Origin of the sequence: uncultured Cedecea sp. (assembly GCF_947498825.1) — a bacterium.
Taxonomy (GTDB): domain Bacteria; phylum Pseudomonadota; class Gammaproteobacteria; order Enterobacterales; family Enterobacteriaceae; genus JGM124.
Map to the genome: position 1 here is coordinate 1 of NZ_CANMLV010000024.1, position 24,747 is coordinate 24,747.

22 protein-coding genes, 3 tRNA genes and 1 riboswitch are annotated in these 24,747 nt (G+C 46.7%); of the genes, 15 read left to right on the forward strand and 10 right to left on the reverse strand.

From position 1 onward, the window contains the following. Position 1: 1 nt before the first annotated feature. Positions 2-77 (reverse strand) — tRNA-Val (locus Q1A40_RS19200). A 257-nt stretch (positions 78-334) separates the two neighbouring features. On the opposite strand from Q1A40_RS19200, the gene gltX reads away from it, so the two are divergent. Further along, entirely contained in the window at positions 335-1,747 is a 1,413-nt protein-coding gene (gltX, locus tag Q1A40_RS19205) for a glutamate--tRNA ligase (protein ID WP_300003925.1), read from the forward strand. Between the two features lie 269 nt (positions 1,748-2,016). On the opposite strand, the gene Q1A40_RS19210 is transcribed toward gltX, so the two are convergent. Continuing rightward, positions 2,017-2,370, reverse strand: coding sequence for a YfeC-like transcriptional regulator (locus tag Q1A40_RS19210; RefSeq protein WP_300003928.1), 354 nt, complete (start codon positions 2,368-2,370; stop codon positions 2,017-2,019). A 224-nt stretch (positions 2,371-2,594) separates the two neighbouring features. Here Q1A40_RS19210 and Q1A40_RS19215 point away from each other — a divergent pair. Further along, positions 2,595-2,670: transfer RNA gene (locus Q1A40_RS19215), tRNA-Ala, on the forward strand. Between the two features lie 44 nt (positions 2,671-2,714). Next, positions 2,715-2,790, forward strand: a tRNA-Ala gene (locus Q1A40_RS19220). Between the two features lie 259 nt (positions 2,791-3,049). On the opposite strand, the gene Q1A40_RS19225 is transcribed toward Q1A40_RS19220, so the two are convergent. Continuing rightward, entirely contained in the window at positions 3,050-4,237 is a 1,188-nt protein-coding gene (locus Q1A40_RS19225) for a NupC/NupG family nucleoside CNT transporter (protein ID WP_300003931.1), read from the reverse strand. 345 nt (positions 4,238-4,582) lie between these two features. Here Q1A40_RS19225 and Q1A40_RS19230 point away from each other — a divergent pair, with 345 nt between their 5' ends. Next, positions 4,583-5,818: an Nramp family divalent metal transporter gene (locus Q1A40_RS19230; protein ID WP_300003934.1), complete on the forward strand. Its 1,236-nt coding sequence runs from the start codon at positions 4,583-4,585 to the stop codon at positions 5,816-5,818. Positions 5,819-5,856: 38 nt separating this feature from the next. Here the strand turns inward: Q1A40_RS19230 and Q1A40_RS19235 are convergent, their stop codons facing one another. Continuing rightward, positions 5,857-6,183 carry a DUF2502 domain-containing protein gene (locus Q1A40_RS19235; RefSeq protein ID WP_300003936.1) on the reverse strand — a complete coding sequence of 109 codons (327 nt, stop codon included), beginning with the start codon at positions 6,181-6,183 and terminating at the stop codon, positions 5,857-5,859. 284 nt (positions 6,184-6,467) lie between these two features. On the opposite strand from Q1A40_RS19235, the gene glk reads away from it, so the two are divergent. Further along, a complete protein-coding gene (glk, locus tag Q1A40_RS19240; protein ID WP_300003938.1) occupies positions 6,468-7,433 on the forward strand; it encodes a glucokinase in 966 nt (321 codons plus the stop codon). 296 nt (positions 7,434-7,729) lie between these two features. After that, complete coding sequence (gene alaC / locus Q1A40_RS19245; protein WP_300003940.1) at positions 7,730-8,968, forward strand: alanine transaminase; 1,239 nt, start codon at positions 7,730-7,732, stop codon at positions 8,966-8,968. Positions 8,969-9,043: 75 nt separating this feature from the next. On the opposite strand, the gene ypdK is transcribed toward alaC, so the two are convergent. Continuing rightward, positions 9,044-9,118, reverse strand: coding sequence for a membrane protein YpdK (ypdK, locus tag Q1A40_RS19250; RefSeq protein WP_300004101.1), 75 nt, complete (start codon positions 9,116-9,118; stop codon positions 9,044-9,046). A 405-nt stretch (positions 9,119-9,523) separates the two neighbouring features. Here ypdK and Q1A40_RS19255 point away from each other — a divergent pair, with 405 nt between their 5' ends. Further along, positions 9,524-10,291 carry a LamB/YcsF family protein gene (locus Q1A40_RS19255; protein ID WP_300003942.1) on the forward strand — a complete coding sequence of 256 codons (768 nt, stop codon included), beginning with the start codon at positions 9,524-9,526 and terminating at the stop codon, positions 10,289-10,291. Positions 10,292-10,419: 128 nt separating this feature from the next. On the opposite strand, the gene Q1A40_RS19260 is transcribed toward Q1A40_RS19255, so the two are convergent. Genes Q1A40_RS19260 through Q1A40_RS19275 form a run of 4 tightly spaced genes read right to left on the reverse strand, consistent with a single transcriptional unit; the run spans position 10,420 to position 13,577 of the window. Next, positions 10,420-11,355 carry an ABC transporter substrate-binding protein gene (locus tag Q1A40_RS19260; protein WP_300004104.1) on the reverse strand — a complete coding sequence of 312 codons (936 nt, stop codon included), beginning with the start codon at positions 11,353-11,355 and terminating at the stop codon, positions 10,420-10,422. A 25-nt stretch (positions 11,356-11,380) separates the two neighbouring features. Then, positions 11,381-12,142, reverse strand: a complete 762-nt coding sequence (locus Q1A40_RS19265) for an ABC transporter permease (protein WP_300004107.1) — start codon at positions 12,140-12,142, stop codon at positions 11,381-11,383. Next, positions 12,139-12,879, reverse strand: coding sequence for an ABC transporter ATP-binding protein (locus Q1A40_RS19270; protein WP_300003945.1), 741 nt, complete (start codon positions 12,877-12,879; stop codon positions 12,139-12,141). The genes Q1A40_RS19265 and Q1A40_RS19270 overlap by 4 nt, the downstream gene beginning before the upstream one ends. Continuing rightward, positions 12,876-13,577: a TenA family protein gene (locus Q1A40_RS19275; protein ID WP_300003948.1), complete on the reverse strand. Its 702-nt coding sequence runs from the start codon at positions 13,575-13,577 to the stop codon at positions 12,876-12,878. The genes Q1A40_RS19270 and Q1A40_RS19275 overlap by 4 nt, the downstream gene beginning before the upstream one ends. A gap of 62 nt (positions 13,578-13,639) precedes the next feature. Further along, positions 13,640-13,747: riboswitch (TPP riboswitch) on the reverse strand. A 355-nt stretch (positions 13,748-14,102) separates the two neighbouring features. Between Q1A40_RS19275 and Q1A40_RS19280 the strand changes: the two genes are divergently transcribed. The 6 genes from Q1A40_RS19280 to Q1A40_RS19305 are packed head-to-tail and all read left to right on the forward strand — an operon-like array spanning position 14,103 to position 20,724. Next, the gene (locus Q1A40_RS19280) at positions 14,103-16,199 is read left to right on the forward strand and encodes a TonB-dependent receptor (RefSeq protein WP_300003951.1); all 2,097 of its coding nucleotides are present in this window, start codon (positions 14,103-14,105) and stop codon (positions 16,197-16,199) included. A gap of 39 nt (positions 16,200-16,238) precedes the next feature. Next, entirely contained in the window at positions 16,239-17,147 is a 909-nt protein-coding gene (locus Q1A40_RS19285) for an ABC transporter substrate-binding protein (RefSeq protein WP_300003954.1), read from the forward strand. Continuing rightward, positions 17,144-18,130, forward strand: coding sequence for an iron ABC transporter permease (locus Q1A40_RS19290; protein WP_300003957.1), 987 nt, complete (start codon positions 17,144-17,146; stop codon positions 18,128-18,130). The genes Q1A40_RS19285 and Q1A40_RS19290 overlap by 4 nt, the downstream gene beginning before the upstream one ends. After that, entirely contained in the window at positions 18,120-19,151 is a 1,032-nt protein-coding gene (locus tag Q1A40_RS19295; RefSeq protein WP_300003960.1) for an iron ABC transporter permease, read from the forward strand. Before Q1A40_RS19290 ends, Q1A40_RS19295 begins: the two co-directional genes overlap by 11 nt. 15 nt (positions 19,152-19,166) lie before the next feature. Then, on the forward strand, positions 19,167-19,964 hold the full coding sequence (locus Q1A40_RS19300) for an ABC transporter ATP-binding protein (RefSeq protein ID WP_300003963.1): 798 nt from the start codon (positions 19,167-19,169) through the stop codon (positions 19,962-19,964). After that, positions 19,948-20,724 carry an IucA/IucC family C-terminal-domain containing protein gene (locus Q1A40_RS19305; protein WP_300003966.1) on the forward strand — a complete coding sequence of 259 codons (777 nt, stop codon included), beginning with the start codon at positions 19,948-19,950 and terminating at the stop codon, positions 20,722-20,724. Before Q1A40_RS19300 ends, Q1A40_RS19305 begins: the two co-directional genes overlap by 17 nt. 156 nt (positions 20,725-20,880) lie before the next feature. Here the strand turns inward: Q1A40_RS19305 and Q1A40_RS19310 are convergent, their stop codons facing one another. After that, positions 20,881-21,714, reverse strand: a complete 834-nt coding sequence (locus Q1A40_RS19310; protein WP_300003968.1) for a hypothetical protein — start codon at positions 21,712-21,714, stop codon at positions 20,881-20,883. 1,445 nt (positions 21,715-23,159) lie between these two features. Between Q1A40_RS19310 and Q1A40_RS19315 the strand changes: the two genes are divergently transcribed. Beyond that, positions 23,160-23,846: an outer membrane protein gene (locus tag Q1A40_RS19315; RefSeq protein ID WP_300003970.1), complete on the forward strand. Its 687-nt coding sequence runs from the start codon at positions 23,160-23,162 to the stop codon at positions 23,844-23,846. 242 nt (positions 23,847-24,088) lie between these two features. Continuing rightward, on the forward strand, positions 24,089-24,526 hold the full coding sequence (tnpA, locus tag Q1A40_RS19320) for an IS200/IS605 family transposase (RefSeq protein WP_300004110.1): 438 nt from the start codon (positions 24,089-24,091) through the stop codon (positions 24,524-24,526). Positions 24,527-24,747 lie beyond the last annotated feature (221 nt).

Genomic DNA, 24,747 nt, shown 5'->3' on the forward strand with positions numbered 1-24,747 from the left:
GTGGTGGGTGATGACGGGATCGAACCGCCGACCCCCTCCTTGTAAGGGAGGTGCTCTCCCAGCTGAGCTAATCACCCCCGCTGTGTGGAGTCGCATTATAGGGATAGTTGAAACTGAGTCAACGCATTTTGTTAAGTTTTTTTCTGTTAGTCTTAAAAATAAACGATGTAGGCAAGAAAGACTTAGCAGTGTTTTGTTTACCATCAAATCATCAGGAATATCACTCTTACCGGGCTGTAACATTGAGGAATTAGCCCACAGTGATAGAATGTTATTGTGAACTTTCCCTGGCAACTGTCGTTTTTCGGCATTTCTGCGTAATTAAGGCCTTTTAATGAAAATCAAAACTCGCTTTGCGCCAAGTCCGACTGGCTATCTCCACGTCGGTGGTGCTCGTACCGCTCTTTATTCCTGGCTTTTTGCTCGTCACAATGATGGTGAGTTTGTATTACGTATCGAAGATACAGATCTCGAACGTTCCACCCCTGAAGCCATCGAAGCCATTATGGATGGTATGAACTGGTTGAGCCTTGAGTGGGATGAAGGTCCTTATTTCCAGACTAAACGTTTTGACCGCTACAATGCAGCGATTGATGAAATGCTGGAAGCCGGAACAGCATATAAGTGCTATTGCTCCAAAGAGCGTTTAGATGAGCTACGTGAAACGCAAATGGCGAATCACGAAAAGCCGCGTTATGACGGTCATTGTCGCCACGATACTCATGAGCATGCAGCAGATGAGCCTTGTGTCGTTCGTTTTGCCAACCCGCAAGAAGGGTCTGTGATTTTTGACGATCAGATTCGTGGTCCTATTGAATTCAGTAATCAGGAACTTGATGACCTGATCATCCGTCGTACTGATGGCGCACCAACTTATAACTTCTGTGTGGTTGTTGATGACTGGGATATGCAAATTACTCACGTTATTCGTGGTGAAGACCATATCAATAACACACCACGTCAAATCAATATCCTGAAAGCGCTGAATGCGCCGGTTCCACTTTATGCACACGTATCGATGATTAATGGTGATGACGGTAAAAAATTATCCAAACGTCATGGCGCAGTCAGCGTGATGCAATACCGTGATGATGGTTATTTACCGGAAGCCTTGCTCAACTATCTGGTGCGTTTGGGTTGGGCCCATGGCGATCAGGAAATATTTACCCGCGCAGAAATGATAGAGCTATTTTCTCTGAACTCTGTCAGTAAGTCAGCGAGTGCCTTCAATACAGAAAAGTTGCAGTGGCTTAACCATCATTATATCAATCATTTGCCGCCAGAATATGTTGCTACTCAGCTTCAGTGGCATATTGAGCAGGAAAATATTGATACGCGCGTTGGTCCACAATTAGCTGATTTAGTTAAGCTTCTGGGTGAGCGTTGTAAGACACTTAAAGAAATGGCCCAGACCTGCCGCTATTTCTATGAAGATTTCGCTGAATTTGATGCTGATGCTGCGAAAAAACATCTGCGTCCGGTAGCCCGTCAGCCTTTAGAAGTCGTGCGTGACAAATTAGCGGCTATTACAGACTGGAGCGCTGAAAATGTCCATCAGGCGATTCAGGCAACTGCTGATGAGCTGGAAGTGGGTATGGGTAAAGTGGGAATGCCGCTACGCGTCGCTGTAACGGGCGGTGGCCAGTCGCCGGGTCTGGATGTGACTGTTCACGCCATCGGAAAAACGCGTGCGATAGAACGTATTACAAAAGCTCTGGCGTTTATTAGTGAGCGTGAAGGACAGTAAGCGTTCGTTCTGTTCTGAATAGCCGGCATAAATTGCCGGCTCAAAGACTATTTTTAGTAACAGAGGACATGGTTACCTCTCCCTCTGTTACCTTTTTATATCTGTACCCATCATTCTTCAGGTTGCCTGGATGTTGCGTGTGTGAGACGCGCCGAATCACATAATTTATCCATGTTCATCGACGAGCCTCACTTCGCACCTACAAACAACCCGAATTATTTTGGGTATATAGCTGCATAATCTCAGTCCAAGTCCAATGACTAAACAGGTTACTCATCTCTGATTCCCAGTCGAGTCAATACACCTGCAATACCGTCCCGCAATAGTATCGCAGCCATTCTTTGTTGTTCGCTATCTGACATTTGCTGGAGTGAATTTAACAGCAGATTTTCCAGTGGTGTATCATTGGTGTTATAGCGAACCTGATTATCAGTGACGCGTCTGGCGCTATTGATAAACTCTCGAACCTGTTCATCAATATGGATCAGACGGGCCTTACCACCCTGGACTCCCGGTTTGGGTGAGGTGGTCCAGCTTTGTTTTCGTACCCATTTGTTGATGGTTTGGCGACTGTAACCAGTAACTATGGCTAATTCCTCGGGTGTCATTCTTTCCTTGAGCACAGTGATTCCTTTTCATTTCCTGAAGGGAGGGGAGTTGTTTATTTTATTGAAGTACTTTACTTCAAACTGTGACAGAATTAACTACAATGCGACTTGATGCAATCAGGATTTACTCAGGACGATGACTTTTTAGGCGATCGAGCGCGGAAAAACAATTTGCCGTTGACAGCCTATGATGGGTTTCATATTATGCCGACCGTCAGCACGACAAGGTTATATGGTCTGGGGCTATAGCTCAGCTGGGAGAGCGCTTGCATGGCATGCAAGAGGTCAGCGGTTCGATCCCGCTTAGCTCCACCAAATCTTTACCAGCAAGATTTGAACCATAGTAAAACCAACAATATGGGGCTATAGCTCAGCTGGGAGAGCGCTTGCATGGCATGCAAGAGGTCAGCGGTTCGATCCCGCTTAGCTCCACCATATTCGAACCCCCGCAATTGCGGGGGTTTTTGCTTTGTATTGCAGATATTCGAAATCTATATGAAGTTATTTTCTGCGATGTAATTGCACACTTCCCCATCAATTTTAGTTGTTCTTCTTCTTATTATTATCCGAAAGTTTTCTCTGAGTACGATATAAAAACCTCTTGGTCGTCATTAAACGACAAAAAACCGGGCCAATCAGGTCCCGGTTTTTAGGTCAAATCTCAGACGCTGTAAAAATCAGACAATGCCCGGTATTAGATAACCAGTGCTGCAACAGAAGCAGACAGGATACTTACAAGCGTTGAACCATACAGCAGTTTCAGGCCGAAACGTGATACCACGTTACCTTGCTCTTCATTCAGGCCTTTAATCGCACCGGCGATAATACCAATAGATGAGAAGTTAGCGAAGGATACCAGGAATACCGACAGGATACCTACTGAACGAGGGGACAAAGTACTGGCAATATTTTTCAGGTCCAGCATAGCAACGAATTCATTCGAAACCAGTTTGGTTGCCATGATACTACCTACCTGTAACGCTTCACTTGCTGGAATACCCATTACCCAGGCAATAGGATAGAAGAGATAACCGAGAATTTCCTGGAAAGAGATCCCCAGTACGGTAGTAAACAGTGCGTTCAGCGCAGAAATCAAGGCGATAAAACCAATCAGCATAGCTGCAACGATAACTGCAACCTTGAAACCTGCCAGAATATATTCACCCAGCATTTCAAAGAAACTTTGTCCTGCATGAGTATTGGTCATTTCCAGCTTATCTTCTGACTCATCAACCCGGTAAGGGTTGATAAGAGAAACAACAATGAAGGTGCTGAACATGTTCAATACCAGCGCTGCGACCACATACTGGGCATCCAATAGTGTCATATATGCACCGACAATGGACATAGAAACTGTCGACATAGCGGTAGCGGACATGGTGTACATGCGATTACGTGACATTTTTCCGAGAATATCTTTATAAGCAATAAAGTTCTCAGATTGTCCAAGTATCAATGAACTGACAGCGTTAAATGATTCCAGTTTACCCATACCGTTGACTTTAGAAAGCACGGTACCGATAGCGCGGATAACAATGGGTAGCACGCGAATGTGCTGCAGAATACCGATAAGAGCAGAGATAAAGATAATCGGGCAGAGTACTTTCAGGAAGAAGAACGCCAAGCCTTCATCGTTCATTTTGCCGAAGACAAAGTCAGTCCCTTCGTTGGCAAAACCAAGGAGCTTCTCGAACATGCCGGAGAAACCTTGAACGAATCCTAAACCCACATCTGAAGTCAGGAAGAACCAGGCCAGTAACACTTCAATAACCAGCAACTGGATAATAAAGCGAATGCGTATTTGTTTGCGGTTAGGACTGACCAAGATAGCAAGCAGTGCAACAACAGCAAGCGCTAAAATGAAATGCAGAATATGGGACATATTTGCTCCGAGTTTGAGGCAAGTTTAGTTTCGTTGCACATTCTATGTAACAGGAAACAATAAAATGAGATCCGCTCCACAAAATAGGAATGTTCTATAATTCAAAATCAAAATAGTGATCTGCCATACAATTTACATATACTGAAAGAATGACGAGTTTATGTTAATAGATGTGGATAAATGTTACCTGTTGCTCAAATAATATCATATGAACTGCTGCGTTTTTTCTGATAGTTAGTCCATCCTTTCGTTTAAATACCGTCTAACTCCTCTAAGTTACACTTGTCGGCTGGTTATAATTTGTTAGCATTAAATATAGCAAAGGCTATATCCCGGAGATACGCAGTGAGCGAACGTCACATTAAACATAGCACCGGGCGAACAAGTCGCAAATTACGTCTGGCGTTAATGGGACCTGCCTTTATTGCAGCGATTGGCTACATTGATCCGGGGAACTTTGCTACGAACATCCAGGCAGGCGCCCGTTTTGGTTATCAGTTACTGTGGGTTGTGGTCTGGGCTAATATCATGGCGGCGTTAATCCAGGTTTTATCGGCAAAACTTGGGATCGCGACAGGAAAGAACCTGGCAGAGCACATTCGTGATAATTATCCGAAACCCATGGTGTGGTTTTACTGGATTCAGGCGGAAATTATTGCGATGGCGACCGACCTCGCGGAATTTATTGGTGCAGCCATCGGTTTTAAACTGATTCTGGGGATCTCGCTACTTCAGGGCGCAGTGCTGACAGGAATTGCCACCTTTCTTATCTTGATGTTACAAAACCGCGGGCAGAAGCCTCTGGAAGTCGTTATTGCTGGCTTACTGCTGTTTGTGGCAGCTGCTTATCTGGTTGAGCTGATTTTTTCCCAGCCTGATATGGTGCAACTTGGGCAGGGCATGTTAATGCCCACTCTGCCAAATTCTGAAGCGGTATTTCTGGCGGCCGGAGTACTGGGTGCCACTATCATGCCACACGTTATTTATCTTCATTCGTCTCTGACGCAAGGGCAGGAGGCGGGGGGGCGGGCTGCACGCTATTCGGCAACTAAATGGGATGTGGGCATTGCCATGACCATTGCCGGGTTTGTCAATATTGCGATGATGGCAACCGCAGCGGCGGCATTTCACTTCAGCGGATACTCAGGTGTTGCCGAACTTGAAGATGCTTATAAGGCACTAGAGCCATTACTGGGCCATGCTGCGGCAACTATCTTTGGTTTGAGTCTGGTGGCTGCCGGACTCTCTTCTACTGTGGTCGGAACACTGGCCGGTCAGGTCGTGATGCAGGGATTTGTGCATTTTTATATCCCACTCTGGTTGCGCCGAGCGGTAACCATGATCCCTTCTTTTGTGGTTATCTTATTAGGACTGGATCCGACGCGAATACTGGTGATGAGTCAGGTATTGCTGAGTTTCGGTATTGCTCTGGCGCTGGTACCGTTACTGTTATTTACTAATAATAAAAAGTTGATGGGTGATTTAGTCAATACGCACTATATGCGCATGATTGTCTGGATGATTGTGATTATCGTGGTTGCGTTAAATATGTGGCTTATCTTCGCGACGTTAACCGATTAAGAAGGCAGAAGGCAGGGAATTTAATCCCTGCCAAAAAATCAATGCCGGTGGTGATGGCGGCCTTTGCCTTTGCTATGCTTTCTGTCTTGATAGCCATCACGATAGCCACGTATATAGCTATCACGACCCCGATCTCTACCACGCTCCCAGCCTCTGTTGTAACGATGCCAGCTATTTTTTTGCCAGCGATAGTGGTCATGCCAGTCCCGACTATTGAGCCATTTTCCGCCGTCCCAGTAGTTTCCTCGATAGTCTCTGTCACCTATTTGTAATTTTATCGAAGGAAGCAGCGTTATTTCAGCGGCATTGGCCATAAAAGGCGCGCTGATGAATAACGTTAACGCTAGCATCAGTGGCTTTAGCATATTTTGTACTCCTGGATATACATCGGCCCCCAATGGCCTGTAATCTCATATTATCGGTAACAATCAAACCGGATATTGCCAAAACTCTTAATTTATCGTCGATCAGAGTTTTCTCATCGCTGTGTCACGCAAACCCTACCCCCGTCGCGAGCTGAATCGAGTCGCCTTGGAATGTGATCCAGTTCACTTTTTACGTGCTTCCTGAACGATCGTCTTGTTGTTTAAGCGGGCAAAATCTACAGTAGCGAAAGAATGATTTGTGACTTTACTGGAGTGATTAAACCATGACCAAATATGCGTTGGTGGGAGATGTCGGGGGCACTAATGCGCGTCTGGCGTTATGTAGCCTGGATAATGGCGATATTGAACAGATAAAGACCTTTTCCGGACTGGATTTTCCCAGCCTTGAAGCGGTTGTTGCTCATTATCTGACTACGATTGATGCCACAATCAAAGACGCCTCTATTGCCATTGCCTGCCCTATTACTGGCGACTGGGTAGCAATGACTAACCACACATGGGCTTTTTCTATCGAGGAGATGAGAAATAACCTTGGTCTGGATACTCTGGAAATCATTAACGACTTCACTGCGGTGTCGATGGCGATTCCGATGATTAAACCTGAGCACTTGATTCAGTTTGGGGGCGGTGCTCCCGTTGCTGGCAAACCCGTTGCCGTCTACGGAGCCGGTACCGGTTTGGGCGTGAGTCACTTGGTTCATGTTGATCAACGCTGGGTAAGTTTGCCGGGTGAAGGCGGGCACGTTGATTTTGCACCGAACAGCGAAGAAGAAGGCATTATTCTGGAAGTGTTACGCGCTGAAATTGGTCATGTTTCAGCAGAACGTGTTCTGTCAGGTCCGGGATTAGTTAACCTGTATCGCGCTATTGTTAAAGCAGATAACCGGACGCCGGAAAACTACCAACCGAGTGATATTACCGAACGAGCTCTGGCCGATAGCTGTACCGATTGCCGTCGGGCGCTGTCACTGTTCTGCGTGATTATGGGGCGCTTTGGTGGCAACCTGGCGCTGAATCTGGGAACCTTTGGCGGGGTCTATATCGCCGGGGGGATTGTGCCGCGCTTTATGGACTTCTTTAAAGCATCAGGTTTCCGGGCTGCATTTGAAGATAAAGGGCGTTTTAAAGAGTACGTCAAAGATATTCCGGTCTATTTGATTGCCCACGATCAGCCAGGCCTTTTAGGTGCGGGTGCGCATCTGCGCCAGGTATTGGGTAAAGTGCTCTAATCCCTTCGTGATATATCAAAAGCAATCATTGATACAGGCATTTCGGTGCCTGTTCTCACATCACTACCCTATGTTATAAGATGATTTGCATTTCCAGTAGAATATACCGCTATTAAACTCCTGTTTATTGATGTATTTCGCTAATTCATTCTGCATCCTCCCCTGGTCTAATGAGTAAATATATTCTCAGTCCCCTCTCGACAACCTGTTTTATTTCAGGCTATTGTCAGCGCTATGCCACCTCATGTGGCAGCGTCGCTCGGACGGTCCGGGCGCTCACGTAATCAGAGGAATTTATGGCTGACTCCAGTCCAAAGCGTCATTTTTCGCGTATCGATCGTCTTCCCCCTTATGTATTTAATATTACCGCTGAATTGAAAATGGCTGCGCGTAGGCGCGGCGAAGATATTATCGATTTTAGTATGGGTAATCCGGACGGTGCGACTCCTCCTCATATCGTTGAAAAACTCTGTGCTGTGGCGCAGCGTGAAGATACGCATGGTTATTCAACCTCACGCGGCATCCCACGTTTACGCAGAGCTATTTCGGGCTGGTACAAGGAAAGGTACAACGTTGATATTGATCCGGAAACGGAAGCCATTGTCACGATAGGCTCTAAAGAAGGTCTGGCACATTTGATGTTGGCGACCCTTGATCATGGTGACACGGTACTGGTGCCTAATCCCAGTTATCCTATTCATATCTATGGCGCTGTTATCGCGGGGGCGCAGGTTCGTTCTGTCCCGCTGGTTGAAGGTATCGACTTTTTTGCCGAACTGGAACGTGCGATTCGGGAAAGTTATCCGAAACCCAAAATGATGATCCTCGGTTTCCCGTCTAACCCAACTGCACAATGTGTGGAACTGGAATTTTTTGAGAAAGTCGTTGCTCTGGCTAAGCGCTACGATGTACTGGTGATCCACGATTTAGCCTACGCTGATATTGTCTATGATGGCTGGAAAGCCCCGTCGATTATGGAAGTACCTGGCGCTCGGGACGTTGCGGTAGAATTCTTCACCCTCTCTAAAAGTTACAATATGGCCGGCTGGCGTATTGGCTTTATGGTGGGAAATCAGGAACTGGTGAGTGCTTTGGCGCGAATCAAAAGCTATCACGACTACGGTACTTTTACCCCTCTGCAAGTGGCTGCTATTGCTGCTCTGGAAGGAGACCAGCAGTGTGTGCGTGACATCGCAGAGCAATACAAACGTCGTCGCGATGTCCTGGTAAAAGGGTTGCATGAAGCAGGCTGGATGGTTGAATGCCCGAAAGCATCAATGTACGTTTGGGCGAAAATACCAGATGCTTATATGGAAATGGGATCGCTGGAGTTCGCTAAAAAAATGCTCAAGGATGCGAAGGTTTGTATTTCCCCGGGGATTGGTTTCGGTGAGTATGGTGATACGCATGTCCGTTTTGCCTTGATTGAAAACAGTGACCGTATCCGCCAGGCTGTCCGTGGGATAAAAACCATGTTCCGTAATGATGGATTACTGCCGAATAGCCCGAAAAATAACGCCGATTTGACTGATTAACTGCGTGCGGAATCTCTTCTTTAAAACAACGACAGGCTGGTAAACCTGTCGTTTTTTTGTACTGTTTGCTGTCCGTTATTCAATCATGAAGAAGAACGTGCCTGCCCATACCATCACCATGAACGAAGTACCCATCAGAAAGTATTTCACTTAGTATCGCTCCGTGTTTTTGCACAAACATTAAACAAAAAAGGTCATCATTACTCCGATGGCGCTAATGTACTCTTAAGCATAAATTAAAAACAAGTGTCTCAAAATTGTGACACTGATCGTTTTAAAGCGCGGACTAATCAACGTATCAGTCAGTTAAAATGAACCGAATTGTTTATAAATGAGAGTCACTCTCAGTGACATACAGATGATGGATAAACTGATTTCACGAAAGTTATAAAAAAATATATATTTATTAAATGATTACAGATTAAATGTTCGTAGAAAAGTTATTTTTGAACCTGGGGTTGTGGGGGCTATTCACGTGACTGAACAGGTAAAATAGCCGGGTGAACAGGTCATATCGTGACGTATTTTTTTATCTTTTAATGCAAAGAAAAACTGATGCTGAAGAAAATAGATTTAAATAGTGACTTGGGTGAGAGTTTTGGTCAGTGGCAGCTCGGCGATGATGCTGCTATTTTACGCCTGGTGAGCAGTGCGAATGTTGCTTGCGGTTTCCATGCTGGTTCACCGGCTCAGTTACTGAAGACGCTCAAAGCGGCCAGGGCACAGGGCGTTATTATTGGTGCTCATGTCAGTTATCCTGATTTGGTCGGTTTTGGGCGGCGCAATATGGATATTGCCAGTGAAGAGTTGACGGCTGACGTTATCTACCAGATAGGGGCATTACAAGGTCTGGCCCTGGCGGCTGGAACTCAAGTGCGTTACGTGAAACCTCATGGTGCGCTCTACAATACGATAGCGTATAACGAACGCCAGGCGCTGGCGGTGATTGACGCTATTCTCGCCGTCAATCCAGCATTACCCTTAGTGGGACTGGCAGGTTCGCCCTTATTAAGCCTGGCACAACAAAAAGGTCTGAAAACGGTTGCAGAAGCCTTTGCTGACCGAGCTTATCACTCTGATGGTACTCTGGTATCCCGTCAGCAATCAGGCGCAGTGATCCACGATACCCGACAGGTGGCAGAGCGTATGCTGCAATGGGTGACCGAAGGTGGACTCCTCTCGACAGAAGGCAAGTTTACCGCTATCGAAGCGCAGTCGATTTGTGTGCACGGTGATACGCCGGAAGCCGTAGCTATGGCGACAGAAATTCACCACTTATTGAAATCTCAAGGTATTGTGATTGGCTCTTTTTTGTCTGAGTAAAGTGACTGGGCAGGCATATACTGAGAACGCCGATATCAACGGCGCTCATTGAAGCAAGAACTCAGCGAGCTGATTCAGGCAGGTCAGGGCTCCCCGTTTTTTAGGACGGGGAGAATGTCAATTGAGGACTATTTAATCTCAATAGCGTATTTTTCAATTGGGGTGATGTGCTTAATCAGCTCATTATCAAACAGAAATTGCTCGTAAGCCTGATAGCGGGCGGTATCCAGATGAGCAGGATTACTGGCGAAGAGTGGCAATGTCTTCAGCCAGGCCTGATGATTCAATTCGCTGTTTAACTCCGGGTGGCTGCTGGCAAACGCTTTCCAGGTTTCTTCCGGATGCGCTTGTAAATAGTCATGTCCTTTTTTTAGCGCGGCAAGGAGTTTGGCCGTTTTGGGCTGGGCTACATCATCCCGGTTGGCCACGATAATCAGTTCGTCATAGGCAGGAATACCGTAATCTTCAATATTAAATACCACCGGTTCTTTACCCTGAAGCTGTAATTCCAGCGCTTCAATATTACGATAACCGCCGATAACAGCATCAACTTGTCCTGCCAGTAGTGCACCACTGAGCTGGAAGTTGACATTAACAGGACGGACATCAGCCAGAGTCAATCCCTGATTTTTTAGCATGGTCCCGAGCGTCACTTCTTCAATCCCTGAGACGGAATAACCGATTTTTTTACCCTTGAGGTCAGCCGGAGAAGCGATCGTTTTGTCCAGAGTGATTATCGTATTTAGCGGAGTATTCACCAGGGTACCTACACGAACCAGCGGTAGCCCCTGGTCGGCAAAAAAGTGCAACTGTGGCTGATAGGTAATCGCAAAATCCGCTTTTTTAGCCGCAACCAGCCGCGGTGGCAGTGAAGGATCGGACGGCGGTACGATTTCGACCTCCAGGCCTTCCTCTTTAAAAGCTCCGATTTGCTCAGCAACGATAACAGGGGCATGATCGGGATTGAGATACCAGTCCAGCATCAGAGAGACCTTTTCTGTCGCAGAAACGGGGGTGACAATGACGGTTGTCAGTAACAGAGCGCACAGATTTTTTTTCATAATATTTAAACTCTTAAGTTAAACAGAATTATTGGGCTTCCCAGTTCACCAGGCGATTTAGCAGACTATCAACCGCTACCCACAGCAGTACTGTCATCAGGATAAGAATGAATAGCGCAGCAAAGAGCTGGTCTGTTTGCATACGTGCATTCGCATTGAGCATCAAATAGCCCAATCCTTCGGCAGAACCGACCCACTCACCGATAATGGCGCCGATAGGCGCAATCGCCGCAGCCATTCGCAGACCAGTGCCAAAGGCGGGAAGAGCTGCCATCAGCCGGACATGACGCAGTTGCGCCCAGGGAGAAGCGCCTAAAGTACGGGCGAGATCGAGATAGTCAGCGTTAACGCGCCGCAGTCCATCGAAAAAGGCAGAAGTGACAGGGAAGAAGATAATCAACACTGCCATCGTCACTTTGGCGCTCATACCAAAACCGAACCACAGCACCAGCAGTGGCGCGAGAGCAAACACCGGTATTGCCTGGCTAGTGAGAACCAGTGGCATCAGCCAGCGTTGCAGACGTGGGGAGTAGATCATCCCCAGAGCCAGTAACACACCGAGCAAAACACCCAGTACCAGACCACTCAATACTTCCGAGACTGTCACCAGCGTGTGATAAGCCAGGTAATCTTGTCCCTGCCATAAGGCTTGCGCCACGGCAACAGGGGAAGGGAGCAGAAATGCGGGAATAGAACCTCTGGTTGCCAGCCACCAGAGTACTAACAGGCCAGTAAAGACCGTAACTCCTCGTCCCCAGCGAGCCAGGCGGTTGTCTGGTTGAGCCACTATTCTGCCCCTCTCACTAACTGCTGTAGCAGCGCGGCCTGGCTTTTGAGCAGAAAAGGATCATCGGGGGCTCGGGGTGGCTGTCCATTGATATGATGGCTGTCATCAATACCTGCCGGATGTCTCGATAACACCAGCAGACGATGGCTGAGTCGGCAGGCTTCCATTGGATCATGCGTTATCAGTAATACTGTATGGTCAGCCAAAAGCTCAGCCGCCAGCGTCTGAATGGTCGTCCGGGTGAGGGTATCCAGTGCTGAAAAGGGTTCATCCATCAGGACGATGGGCTGGCGCTCATACAGTGTGCGTGCAATAGCGGCCCGCTGCCGCATACCGCCTGAAAGCGCAGCCGGGCGATCGTTACCGTGACTGTCAAGCCCGACACGTTCGAGTAAGTGTGTCGCCCACGTCAGGTCCGCTTGTTCACCGCGCAGCCGGGAACCCAGAGTGATATTTTCCATAACGCTCAGCCAGGGATATAACAGGTCTTGCTGACCCATATAGGCAATCCGTCCTGAGACAGGCAGACCATCGCTGGCAATGACTGAACCTGAAGTCGCGGTAGTCAGCCCGGCAATAATTTTCAACAGACTGGTTTTACCTGCGCCACTGGCCCCGAGCATAGCAACAAAGGTTCCGCCTTCAATATGGAAATTGAGTTTTTCAAAAATAACCCGAGAACCAAAGCGGAGCGTCAAATCACGCACTTCAATCCCAGGCCTTGGATAAGTCATGATCATGCTGCCGCCCCGGGCGTTTTAGCTGCGTTGAGCCCCATCTGCCAGAAGGCGGATTCCAATTGTGTCGCGGTGGTAAAGATTTCACTGAGTCGTGCAAAACGCGCGTCTGCTCCTCGCTCCTGACCGACGCGGTCCAGCATCTCTATCGCAGCTTTAACCCCGTCCAGATAAGCAGGATCACTGTAGTTTTGCATCCAGGAAGCATAGGGATTGTTCTCCATGACCGTGTTCGGGTCACGAAGCAACTGGAGCCCGACCTCCGCATAGCCTGCCACACAAGGAAGCAGGGCAACCAGCAACTCAAGGGCATCTCCGGTATGGCCAATATCCAGTACATAGCGGGTATAGTTGATAGTTTCACGAGCCTCTGGTTCAGCGGCCATTTGCTGCTCAGTGAGTTCCCACCCGGCGCAGTAACCTACATGCAGCGGTAATTCCTCCACAATATGATTCAGCGATCTGACGGCCGCGCGAATTTCAGGCAGGGTATGAAATTTGCCAGCCAGCAGAGCATAAGCGCGGGCGAAATGTATCAGGAACAAATAGTCCTGAGTCAGATAACGGCGGAAGGCGACTTCTGGCAGAGTACCTGCGCCAAGTTGTTGTAAAAAAGGGTGGGAAACATAGTGTTGCCAGTCCTGGCCGGCGCTCTGACGCAGACGACCAAACAGACCATATTCGAACATTGAAACAGACATAAGATCTCCAAAAAAAAGGTGGAGATCCGGGGTGCGCGGCGGTGTGAAGAGTCAAAGCACAGCTGTGCCTGACAACCCGTCCCTTCGCTGGCATGACCCAGATCAGGTTCAAAGGGTTCGGCATAACAACTGCCATCTCAGCCCATTACAGGACACCCCTCGGAGAAGCTTGTTATACGATATTTGTTTTTTTATTACAACATAATGCGGGTCAGGGTTAAGCATAACACCGCTATTCCGGGTACCTGACAGGCAAACTTACGAAGAAATAAAATCTCACAGCACCTCAATATTCTGGATATTTCCCTTTCTGTCAGTCAGCATTTTATTGCCGTTACATTTAAGTATTTATCGTCCGATTAATCCTTCTTATCTTCAGGGAGACTTGGAGATCCTTCAATAATTTATAGTTACATATTGAAAATAAAAGTTTAAATAATTATCATTTTCATTCAAAATATGAAAATTTCCTCTGTCTGACTGCCCTTTTGGGGTAGCCCATAAGATAATTTAAGGGTTGTTTTAATGAGATTGAGCACCTTATGTACCGCGATAGCGTTGTGTCTGACTTCCTCTGCCTATGCACAGTCTGCGGCAAACAGTGATGATGAACTGGTTGTCACTGCGACTCGTAACGACGGTTCAAGTAATGATTCCCCTCAGGTAATTCAAATCATTACGGCAAAAGAGATAGCGCAGCAGCGAGAGCTGACGTCAGATACCTCGCAGATCCTCAGTAACTTACTGCCCTCATTTTCTCCCTCCAGACAAAAAATGTCGGGCAGCGGTGAAACCCTCAGAGGACGTACCCCTTTAGTGATGATCGATGGTATTCCGCAATCGAATCCGTTACGTCCGACTGGGCGTGAAATGCATACGATTGATGCCTCAATGATCGAGCGTATTGAAGTGATTAAAGGGGCGAATGCGAGTAACGGTATTGGGGCTACAGGTGGGGTTATCAATATTATTACCAAGCGTGCTCAGCCTGGTAAAGTAAATCAGCATTTCAGTATCGAAACCACAACGCCTACCTCAGAGCTTGACCACAATACGCTTTCTTATAAGACCAACTACAGCGTGAATGGGAGCGAAGAGTATCTCGATTATATGTTTGCTCTGAGTTATGAAGATCAGGGATTGTTCAAAGATGCTGATAACCACGCTATCGGGGTTGATAATACTCAGGGAGATCTGATGGATTCTCGTGCCTGGGATATGCTGGCAAAAGTGGGCTACTGGCTGGACAACGATCAGCGGATACAGTTAAGTCTTAACCGCTATCGACTGAAAAATAAAAATAATTATCTGAGTGTCAGAGGCGATCGTGCCGCGGGCTTGCTGACTACATCCGTTAAAGGGACTCCGGAAGGCAGCGCGCCGCATAACGACGTCTGGACGGTGGGAACAACGTACGATAATTATGATTTTGCCGGCATGAAACTCACCGCGCTGCTCTATTATCAGCGCTATGAAGCGTTATTCGGTGCGACAAACTCCTCATCATTCCAGGATCCGACCATTGCGCCTGTCGGCACGCTTTACGATCAGAGCCGTGCTTTTACTGATAAATACGGCAGTAAAATTGCGCTGACAAAAGACGATCTCTGGGATGACAAAGTCAAAGCGACCGTTGGCTTCGATACTTTGTTTGATAATTCAAAGCAGGATCTGTGGTCCACTAAGCGGACTTATGTTCCTGAAATCAAATACACCGACCTGTCTCCTTTCCTGCAACTCGAATATGCACCGATAGACTCTGTGACATTAAGCGGGGGAGTACGTTATGAGTATGCCCGTCTGAATATTGACAGCTATCAAACGGTATGGGCCAACGATAATGTGAATGTTGAAGGCGGGACGCCTACGTTTAATAAGACATTATACAATGCGGGCATTGTCTGGACGGTGTTTGAGCCCGTTAGTGTATTTGCGAGCTACAATGAAGGCTTTACCGTGCCTGATGTTGGCCGCGTGTTGCGGGGTATTGATACCCCAGGTGTCAAACTGGATGAGTACAGAGGTTTGCAGCCGATCATCACAAAAAACAGTGAAGTCGGTTTCCGGATCCAGCAGTCGGCGTTTGATTTCGAAGCCAGCTACTATAAATCAACGTCAAAACTGGGAAGTCGGGTTGAGTTACTGGGTGATGCGTTTGTCGCTCGTCGTGAAAAAACCGAAATCGATGGTACCGAGATTAGCGCAGGCTATCGTCCTAATGCGGATCATAAACTGACCCTGGCATGGTCACATATGCGCGGACGTTATGACAGCAATGGCGATGGTAAACTTGATTCGAAACTGGATGGTTTAAATATTGCCCCTGACCGCATTATTGCCAGCTGGTCTGCCAACTGGGATCCAAAGTTGAGTACTTTTTTACAGGCCAACTGGGCTTTGGGTAAAACCTTTGATGACCAAAATAAAGACTTTTCTGGTTATGCGTTAGTCGATGCCGCCGTAGCATATCGACTGCCTTATGGTAAGTTAAGTCTTGGTGTCAGTAACCTGCTGAATAAACAATATATCACTTATTATTCGCAAAGCGCTTCGGTCGATCCGGATCGTTACTTTGCCGGACGAGGCCGTACTGCGACATTGGGTTACAGTATTGATTTTTGATTAGGACTGCCCCCGTTACAGGGGGCAATATCATTGATAATGAAAAATAATTATTCGTTTTCTCTTTTGCGCCGCCGTTGTTTGCAGGCGCTTCTATTAGGCAGTGTCTCACCCGCATTATTTGCCGCACCTTCTCGTCAGCCACGCGTTGTATCCTTGTTCCAGGGGGCAACGGACAGTTTGGTTGCACTCGGTGTGACTCCCGACGGTATTGTTGAGTCCTGGGCAGAAAAACCGGTTTATCGCTATTTGCGTCCTTTTCTTTCTGGTGTCCCACAGTTAGGTTTAGAAACTCAGCCATCCCTTGAAAAAATAGCACTGATTAAACCTGATATTATTTTTGCTTCTCGCTTTCGTCACCAGGATGTCGCGCCTTTAATGAAAAAGATTGCTCCGGTGATGCTGTTAGACGATGTTTTTGAATTTAAGAAGACGTTACAGGTTGTCGCGGACAGCTTGCAGCTAACGGCGAGCAGCGAGAGGCTGCTGGACACGTGGTCAAAACGAACAGACATATTGCGTGAAAAAGTTGCCAGACAGTTTACTTCTTCACCTCCTCCCCAGGTTTCAGTAATTGAAATTCGCCCTGATCATATTCGTCGCTACACCGCCCATAGCTTTTCGGGAACGGTGATGTCTGAGCTGGGTTTTGGCTGGCAGGATCAAGATGTTCAGACGCGTAATTCTTCGTTACGTTTTTCCAGCATGGAAAATATTCCACTGTTGGATGCGGATATCTTTTTTATTTTATTACGCGCCAACAGTCCGGCAATTACTCGCCAGTACCATAATTTGGTTGCTCATCCTCTCTGGCAGCAGTTAAAAGCCGTAAAAAACAATCAGTTGTGGGAGGTTGATAGCGTTCCCTGGAGTTTATCTGGCGGTATTCTTGGCGCGAATCAAATACTCAACGATGTTGACAGGGCGTTATCCGGGAGTCAGACATGAGAAAGGGATTATTTTCAGGGATTGTTGCCTTGGTTATTCTGGCAACGATCAGTCTGATGACAGGCCCTCATTTTTATTCTTTAACGCAGCTGATAAATGCGTTATTCCAGAGTGATCCCACACGTATTGTTGACATTATTATTCACACTTCTCGTATCCCTCGAACTTTGCTGGCCATGGGGGTAGGGGCATTTCTTGCGGTTGCGGGAGGGTTAATGCAGGCCTTGACGCGCAACCCGCTGGCATCTCCTGGACTGTTTGGGGTAAACGCTGGCGCGGCATTATTTATCGTTTTTGCCGGCAGTTTCTTTGCCATGAATAGTCCGGCAAGTAGTTTAGTGCTGGCTTTTTGCGGGGCATGTGCCACCGGAACACTGGTGTGGTTTGCCAGTAAAGTCAGTAACGGGCAGTTGAATCCATTGCGTCTGGTACTGGCAGGTGTCGCAATTACAGCCCTTTGTAACGCTTTCACGCAGGCTATTTTGGTTGTAGACCAGGAAAGCCTTGATACCATACTTTTCTGGCTGGCGGGAAGTCTGGTACGAAGTGACGGTGCCAGTATCTACCCGGTCCTGTTGCTGGGAAGCGTGCTGGTTATCGCAGCCTGCCTGTTTGCCAGACAGATGAGCGTGCTGAATGCCGGAGAGGATATCGCCCGTGGCTTAGGCCAGAATATTGCGCGGGTACGTTTATTCGCCAGTATCATGGTGGTCGGTCTGGCGGGTTGTGCTGTCGCCCTTGCCGGAAATATCGGTTTTATTGGGCTTATTGTACCGCATATCGCTCGCCAACTGTTTGGCAGTCATCTCAGTCGCTCTTTGCCCGCCTGTGCGCTGCTGGGGGCCTTACTGTTACTTGCTGCCGATATCATTGCCCGAGTTATCATTTTACCGCAGGAAGTTCCCGTCGGAGTCATGACCGCGCTAATGGGTGCCCCATTCTTTATTCTGCTCGCCCAGCGAGGAGGAAAATATGCCCGATAGTCAGATTTTCCGTATCGGCCCATTGCGGCGTGAATACTCGCCGTCTCTGTTACCTGTTTTCCTGCTGTGCTGTACTGCCACGCTATTGATTATTGTTGCTGCTCTGAGTATGGGAGAGGTTTTTTTTAGCCTGTCTCAAACGTTAGGATTGTTGTTTGAACCTGATAGCAGCGCCCAGAGTTTTATTTTGCATGAACTGCGGCTTCCGCGGATCATTCTGGCCTTACTGGCGGGTAGTGGACTAGGTATTGCCGGATTAATTATGCAGGCTCTGGTACGTAATCCTTTAGCATCCCCCGATACGCTCGGGGTCACGACGGGAGCCAGCGCAGGGGCATTAATCTGGTTATCTTTTTTTAGTCTTCAATACGGCAGCACGGCAATGCCCTATGCGGCAATGACAGGGGCTGCAGTCGCCGTAGGGTTTATTTTTCTGCTTTCCTGGCGTAGTGGGGCGACCCCTTTAAGGCTGGTGCTTACGGGTGTCGGCGTTTCGGCTCTTGCGGGGGCCGGAGTCACACTGGTTTTAGTTTTTAGTCCGCTGACAACGACTTTTTCCGCCTGGGTATGGCTGAGTGGCAGTGTCTACGCTGCAAGCTGGGAGAAAGTGCGCCAGTTGCTGGGTATCTATTTATGGGCGCTACCGATTTTACTGATACTGTTTCGCTATATGAAAGTCCTTCAGTTGCATGATGACCTTGCGACAGGTCTTGGCGTCTCGATACATCCTCGCAGAATATTATTACTTCTCGCCTGCGTGATTCTGGCTGGGGGCGCGATTTCACTGGTGGGAGCCATGGCTTTTGTGGGATTGATTGCGCCGCACCTTGCCAGACTGATTATTCGCAACGGATTTTTTAGCCAGCTGTTGGTAACGGCTTGCTGTGGAGGAGGAATGGTGATTATCGCTGATCTGATTGCCAGAACCCTCTTTCTTCCCGCCGATCTGCCTGCCGGTGTTTTTGTTGCCCTGGCTGGCGCCCCGTTATTTTTATGGTTGCTTATTCGGCAGCGGACATAACCTGATGGAGAAAATGTGTCTCTTTTAACCCAAAATCTGAGTATCAGCTATCAGCAGAAAAAAGTGATAGATAATCTCGATTTAACCTTGCCGGCACAGAAAATATCAGTGCTGATCGGCAGCAATGGCTGCGGTAAGAGTACGTTACTGAAATCTATGGCAAGATTACTGCTACCTGAGTCCGGTGCGGTCATTTTAGAGGGGCAGGATATTCATGCCAGTAACACAGCCCAGATTGCACGCAAACTGGCGATTTTGCCCCAAACACCTGTTGCGCCGGAAGGTGTGACGGTTCGACAGCTAATTAGCCTTGGTCGTTTTCCTTACCAGAACTGGTTGCGACAATGGTCAGAAGAGGATGAAAAGCAGGTCGATGAAGCATTGTGTCTGACGGATACTTATACATTACAGCACTCACCTGTAGATGCTTTGTCTGGCGGGCAGCGTCAGAGAGTCTGGATAGCCATGACGCTCGCACAGAATACCCACTATCTGCTGCTGGATGAACCGACGACGTATTTAGATTTGGCTCATCAGATAGAGATTCTGGAATTGTTGCGTCAGCTAAATCAACAACAAAATAAAACCATCGTGATGGTGCTTCATGATCTTAATCTGGCTTGTCGTTATGCTGACAATCTTGTCGCAGTACACCAGGGCGGTATTTATGCTCAGGGAACACCACAAGAAATTATGAATGAGACACTGGTGAACACCGTATTTAATTTGCGCTGCAAGATTATCGATGATCCCTTTTTCAACACGCCTCTGTGTATTCCGTTTCCTGGTGCATTAAATGTTAACGCTAGCTGAACGTACCTATTTACAAACCTGTTTTCGTCTGCGTAAACGTAGTGAGGCTGATGCACGCAGCCTCAGCGCACGTTCTTTACTGGATACTGATAACTGTCGTCAGATGTTAACGACGATAATGCCGCTGACGGGGGCCCCAGACCTGGGAATTGCTGCCTCTTTGTTCGTTAAACGGCTCGCTTTCCTTGTCACGGGGAATGTGCTGTATGCGATGAGCGTATTTGATAAAGGCCTGGTTCTGTCACTCGAAGGCTGTCAGCTGGAATATGCTCATGACAACGGGCTATGGACATCGTCATTATCGGCTGATATGAAGGAGGGGAACGCTCCTGCTGTCGGACGTGAGCAATGGCGTGAAGAGATTGTTGGGGCATTATTTAAAGATTTTTTTGTGCCATTACTGGACGTTTTGTCGCGAGTCGGTGATATCCCGATGCACATACTATGGGAGAATGTTGCGGTTCGCGTTTATTCCCTGTACCAGGGGCGTATGGATGGGCTCGATCCGCAACAGGAGCAACGCCGCCGGACAGATTACGACTGGTTACTGAAGCAGGCTGATGCCACAGTTTTTGGTCTGCCCTGGAATCCATTAAAACGCTTTAACCGACCACTTAAACAAACTATCACCGGAGAACAAATCCGTTTTCGTCGGACCTGTTGTTTCTATTATAAAGCTACGACACCTGTTGAATATTGTCATAATTGCCCGCTGATTATCACTAAAGATATGACCGCTGTTGTCAGTGATAAAAAATAAAGTCTTCAGCGATTTCCGGGGCCATCATGACAGGGCTTTCTATTCATACTTCAGGCTGTACGTGCGTTGGCTGCATTCGCTCACCCGAATCACTCACTTGAGTAAGCTCATCGGGATTCTCTTATTTGCCGCTTTCGCTCGACTTCGCTAGTTAAATCAGAAACTCCACGTCAGTCCCAGTACCGGACCGCTTTGTAATATGTCATGAACATGACCCTGGCGATCGTAATTAACTTTAAAAGCCTTATAGCCCCCTGATAGCGTAATATTATTGGCAAAAGTATAATTCACCGTAGACAGAAGTGACCAAGTATAATCTGAGCCGACCCCCAGGCCTCCTGCATCAATTTCAGACATAAAAGAAATATTATCAGCGAGAGGAACAAAGACTCTGGCCCCTACAAGCGGGTCTATCCACCAGAATGACTCGCCGTAAGAGACGCGGTGCTCCCCTATTGTAGGATGGCTGGCGTTAACTCTGACGTTATTTTTGATGTACCAGTAGCGCATTCCGCCCAGTATATCGAGGGTATAATGGGAATTATCAATAATACGGTAGCCGCTCATCATGGTGGTAATAAACTGTGTGGTGTCGGCTCTGCCGCTGATATGTGTACCTTGAGGAATAACACCCGTCATCCCCGGTATCTGAAATGCAGGTAAATTATTGTATCTCCTGCGGTCAGTGCCGTCGGCATACATAATATTACCTGAAAATACCAGGCGCCCCTTACGAGCCCAGATATTCGTAAAACTCCCCAGATTAAGGTTACTCAGTACTTCAGAAAAAGACTGCTTAACGTCAACGGTTTCTCCACGCTGGAAAGGGGACATTCTGCCACTGAACCCCGCCGCCCAGATAAAAGGGCTTAGCTGAAATACCCAGGCTTGCTCTTCTTCTGAAGCGATATGGGCAGGTACTGAAGACGTAGCTCCAATGGCTTGAAAGCAAGCCAGAGGGAGTGCAATTAACAGAGCGTATCGGTTCAAGATGCATTTCCTTATGCAATAAACACCGGTTAAGTCAGTAAGAGTTTATCCCATCAGGCTATTTTATTTGCCATTCTGGCCCCGGGCAGTGCTCAAAATCCTCACGTACTGCGTGTACGCTCCGGTTGTCCGCGCACTCTTGGTCCAAACTGTCTGCAACAATGTCCGCCTACGGTGATAGCTCTAAGTGCCTGATATGATTTTATTTCACTGCCAGATATAATGCTTCCTGCATGAGAATTGTTATTCATGCAGGTTTTTTAGCGATAAATCAGAATACTGAATGATACTGTGAGCGTTCTTCCCGGAATACTGTAACGGGATTTGAAATGTCTTTGATGAGTTACTGATAAAAATCTGCCATAGCTTTCAGTTTTTATCAACACTCTTAATTTGAATAATTTAAGAGTGTTGATAGTTGTGCTTTATTTTCCAAAAAACACTATGGATATATGATGGTAATTTCCAGTTAATGATGACGCTATTAAATTGTTAAGATGGTGTTTTAAAATAATAAATGTTTTTTTGTTATGGATTTGATATGCCAATAATTGTCAATAAAGATAATTATAACGAGTACTCTTGATTAAATAGGACAGTAAAAAAATCAGATGTAATCTTATAGGTTCCAAAAACATGTGCTACTCAAGTTATTTCTCTGGCGAGGCACGGTTTCCGTAAAATTAACACGCATCAGCAATCTGTTGATGTGCTGTTCTGAAGCCTCTGAAGAACGTGCACTTCGCAATGGCTCGCCTGAAGCAAGATAAACATCAACATTCGCGATATATACCCGTCATACTTCAAGTTTCCTGAGCGCTGCCTGTCTCCGACCCGCTGAATCACATAGTTTATCTGTGCTTATCGACAGGCTGAATCTGTCATTTGGGAGGGAAGTTACGCCTCTTCCTCCCCCGTATTGTCTCTGCTGACAGGTCTTTTTCGCCATATGGCTTACAAAAAAACATCATTTTGTTTAATTTCCATACTGGGGAATGATAGTTGAAATTTCTTTACACTTTGCCTTTTGTTAGTTTTCTGGTGTTATTTTGTTAATTTCATGTGGTTTATATGCTCTTGAAGGGTATCTGTTTTGTTAAATGCAAGATTTTTCCTGGTGAATATATAAGAATACTCCTTAAATTAATCGCTAATAATAAATAAATATTAAACGTAAGTTGTATTTAATATAATTTACAAAACGAATTCACTAAATAAGCTCAAAATAAACGCTTGTGATTCTCCGAAGAAATAAACTAGTATTAACCCTATATTATGTGTGTTCGTTATACTTGAATCTCTTTCAATGCTGACATAATGGTATTTTCCTGTTTCAGAATTTATTTTTGTTATCTGGCTAATGATATCATGCTAAATAATTCTATGCTTTCTGGATATATCTATTCTGGCAGCTATTTAATAGCTAAAAATAAAAGGTCTTTCTAATGAAAAAATTAACACTTTCGTTAATGGCGTTAGCTTTTGCTGGATTATCCGGAAGCGCGATGGCAGCAGTAAGCGATGAAGGCTATTACGGTGCCGCTCGTCTGAGCAAAGTATGGCAAAAAGCTGACAGCATGGACACCAGCAGCCGTCCGGGCATTGGCCAGTTTATGGCAGGTGAAGACAAAGATAACTTCTATAACGGTTCAATCGCTGCCGGTTATCAGTACGGTAATGGCTGGCGTACCGAAGGTGAATATACCTTTAAGAAAAAGAGTGAGTATACCAGTGGTTCCAGCAGATTCCCTACCAGTCTGAACCACCATAAAACCGAGTCCCAGCGTTTGATGTTGAACGCATATCGTGACTACGAAGTCTATCAGGGCGTTTCCCTGTATGGCACCGTTGGTCTGGGTATTGCAAAAGTGAAATCATCTGGCTGGCAGAACCGGACTGCGAATCAATTCAATAGCAATACCGATACTAACCTGGCCTATTCTGTCGGCGCCGGTATCAGCTATGAGCCAGTTGATAAATTAAGCTTCGACCTGGGTTATCGCTATATTGATTTAGGTAAAGTTGAAAGCGGTATGAATAATTTTACTAATGTCAGAGGTCTGCAAGACGAGCAGATGAAAGCGCACTTAAAATCACAAGAATTGACTTTAGGTGCCAGATACCTGTTCTAATTGGCAGGGGGAATTCCTCTGCTATTTATGGGAATGATACCCTTTCCATCCTGACTCAGGTTTATATTTTTATCTGATTAATAATATTCGTCGAAATAATATTTCGGCGAATATTTTTTTATTGTCAGCTTTAAACCACCTCCTCGGGAGGTGGTGATTGTTCCTGTGAGGCTATAGCCTGAAAGAAGCCCATGCCAGAAAATTCCAGCTTACTCACCACAAGTAAGAAGGAAATCACTGACATGAGCAGCTATAGAAGTTCAGCACATGTGTTTTGGCGTTGCAAATACCATCTTGTCTGGACACCGAAATATCGTTTCAAAATCCTGACAGGCGCACTAGGTAAAGAGCTTTACCGTTCCATTTATATTCTGTGCAACATGAAGGATTGCGAGATTCTGGAGCTAAATGTGCAATCAGATCATGTTCATCTGGTAGTAATGATCCCGCCGAAAATATCGATATCTACACTGATGGGCGTCCTGAAAGGACGCAGTGCTATTCGTCTTTACAACAAATTCCCGCATATACGTAAAAAACTTTGGGGCAATCATTTTTGGGCAAGGGGGTATTTTGTCGATACGATGGGAGTGAACGAAGAAATTATCAGACGATATGTAAGGCATCAGGATAAGAAGGCCCAAGAATACGAACAGCAAATGGAGTTGTTACAGGATTAAAACGAATGAAGCCCCCTTTTAGGGGGCCCCTTGTAAAGCCACCTCTTCAAGAGGTGGATTTTTACTACGGAAAGCGTTTCAGAAAACGCTGACTATCCCCGCTACTCAACAGCAACGTCCATCAAACCACACTCTCTCTGGCCTTTGTGCAGATCCCCCCGGCGAGGTCGAATGTTGGGCGGCTGGCTACGTTGATAAAAATAGCACACCGTTGTTTTCTC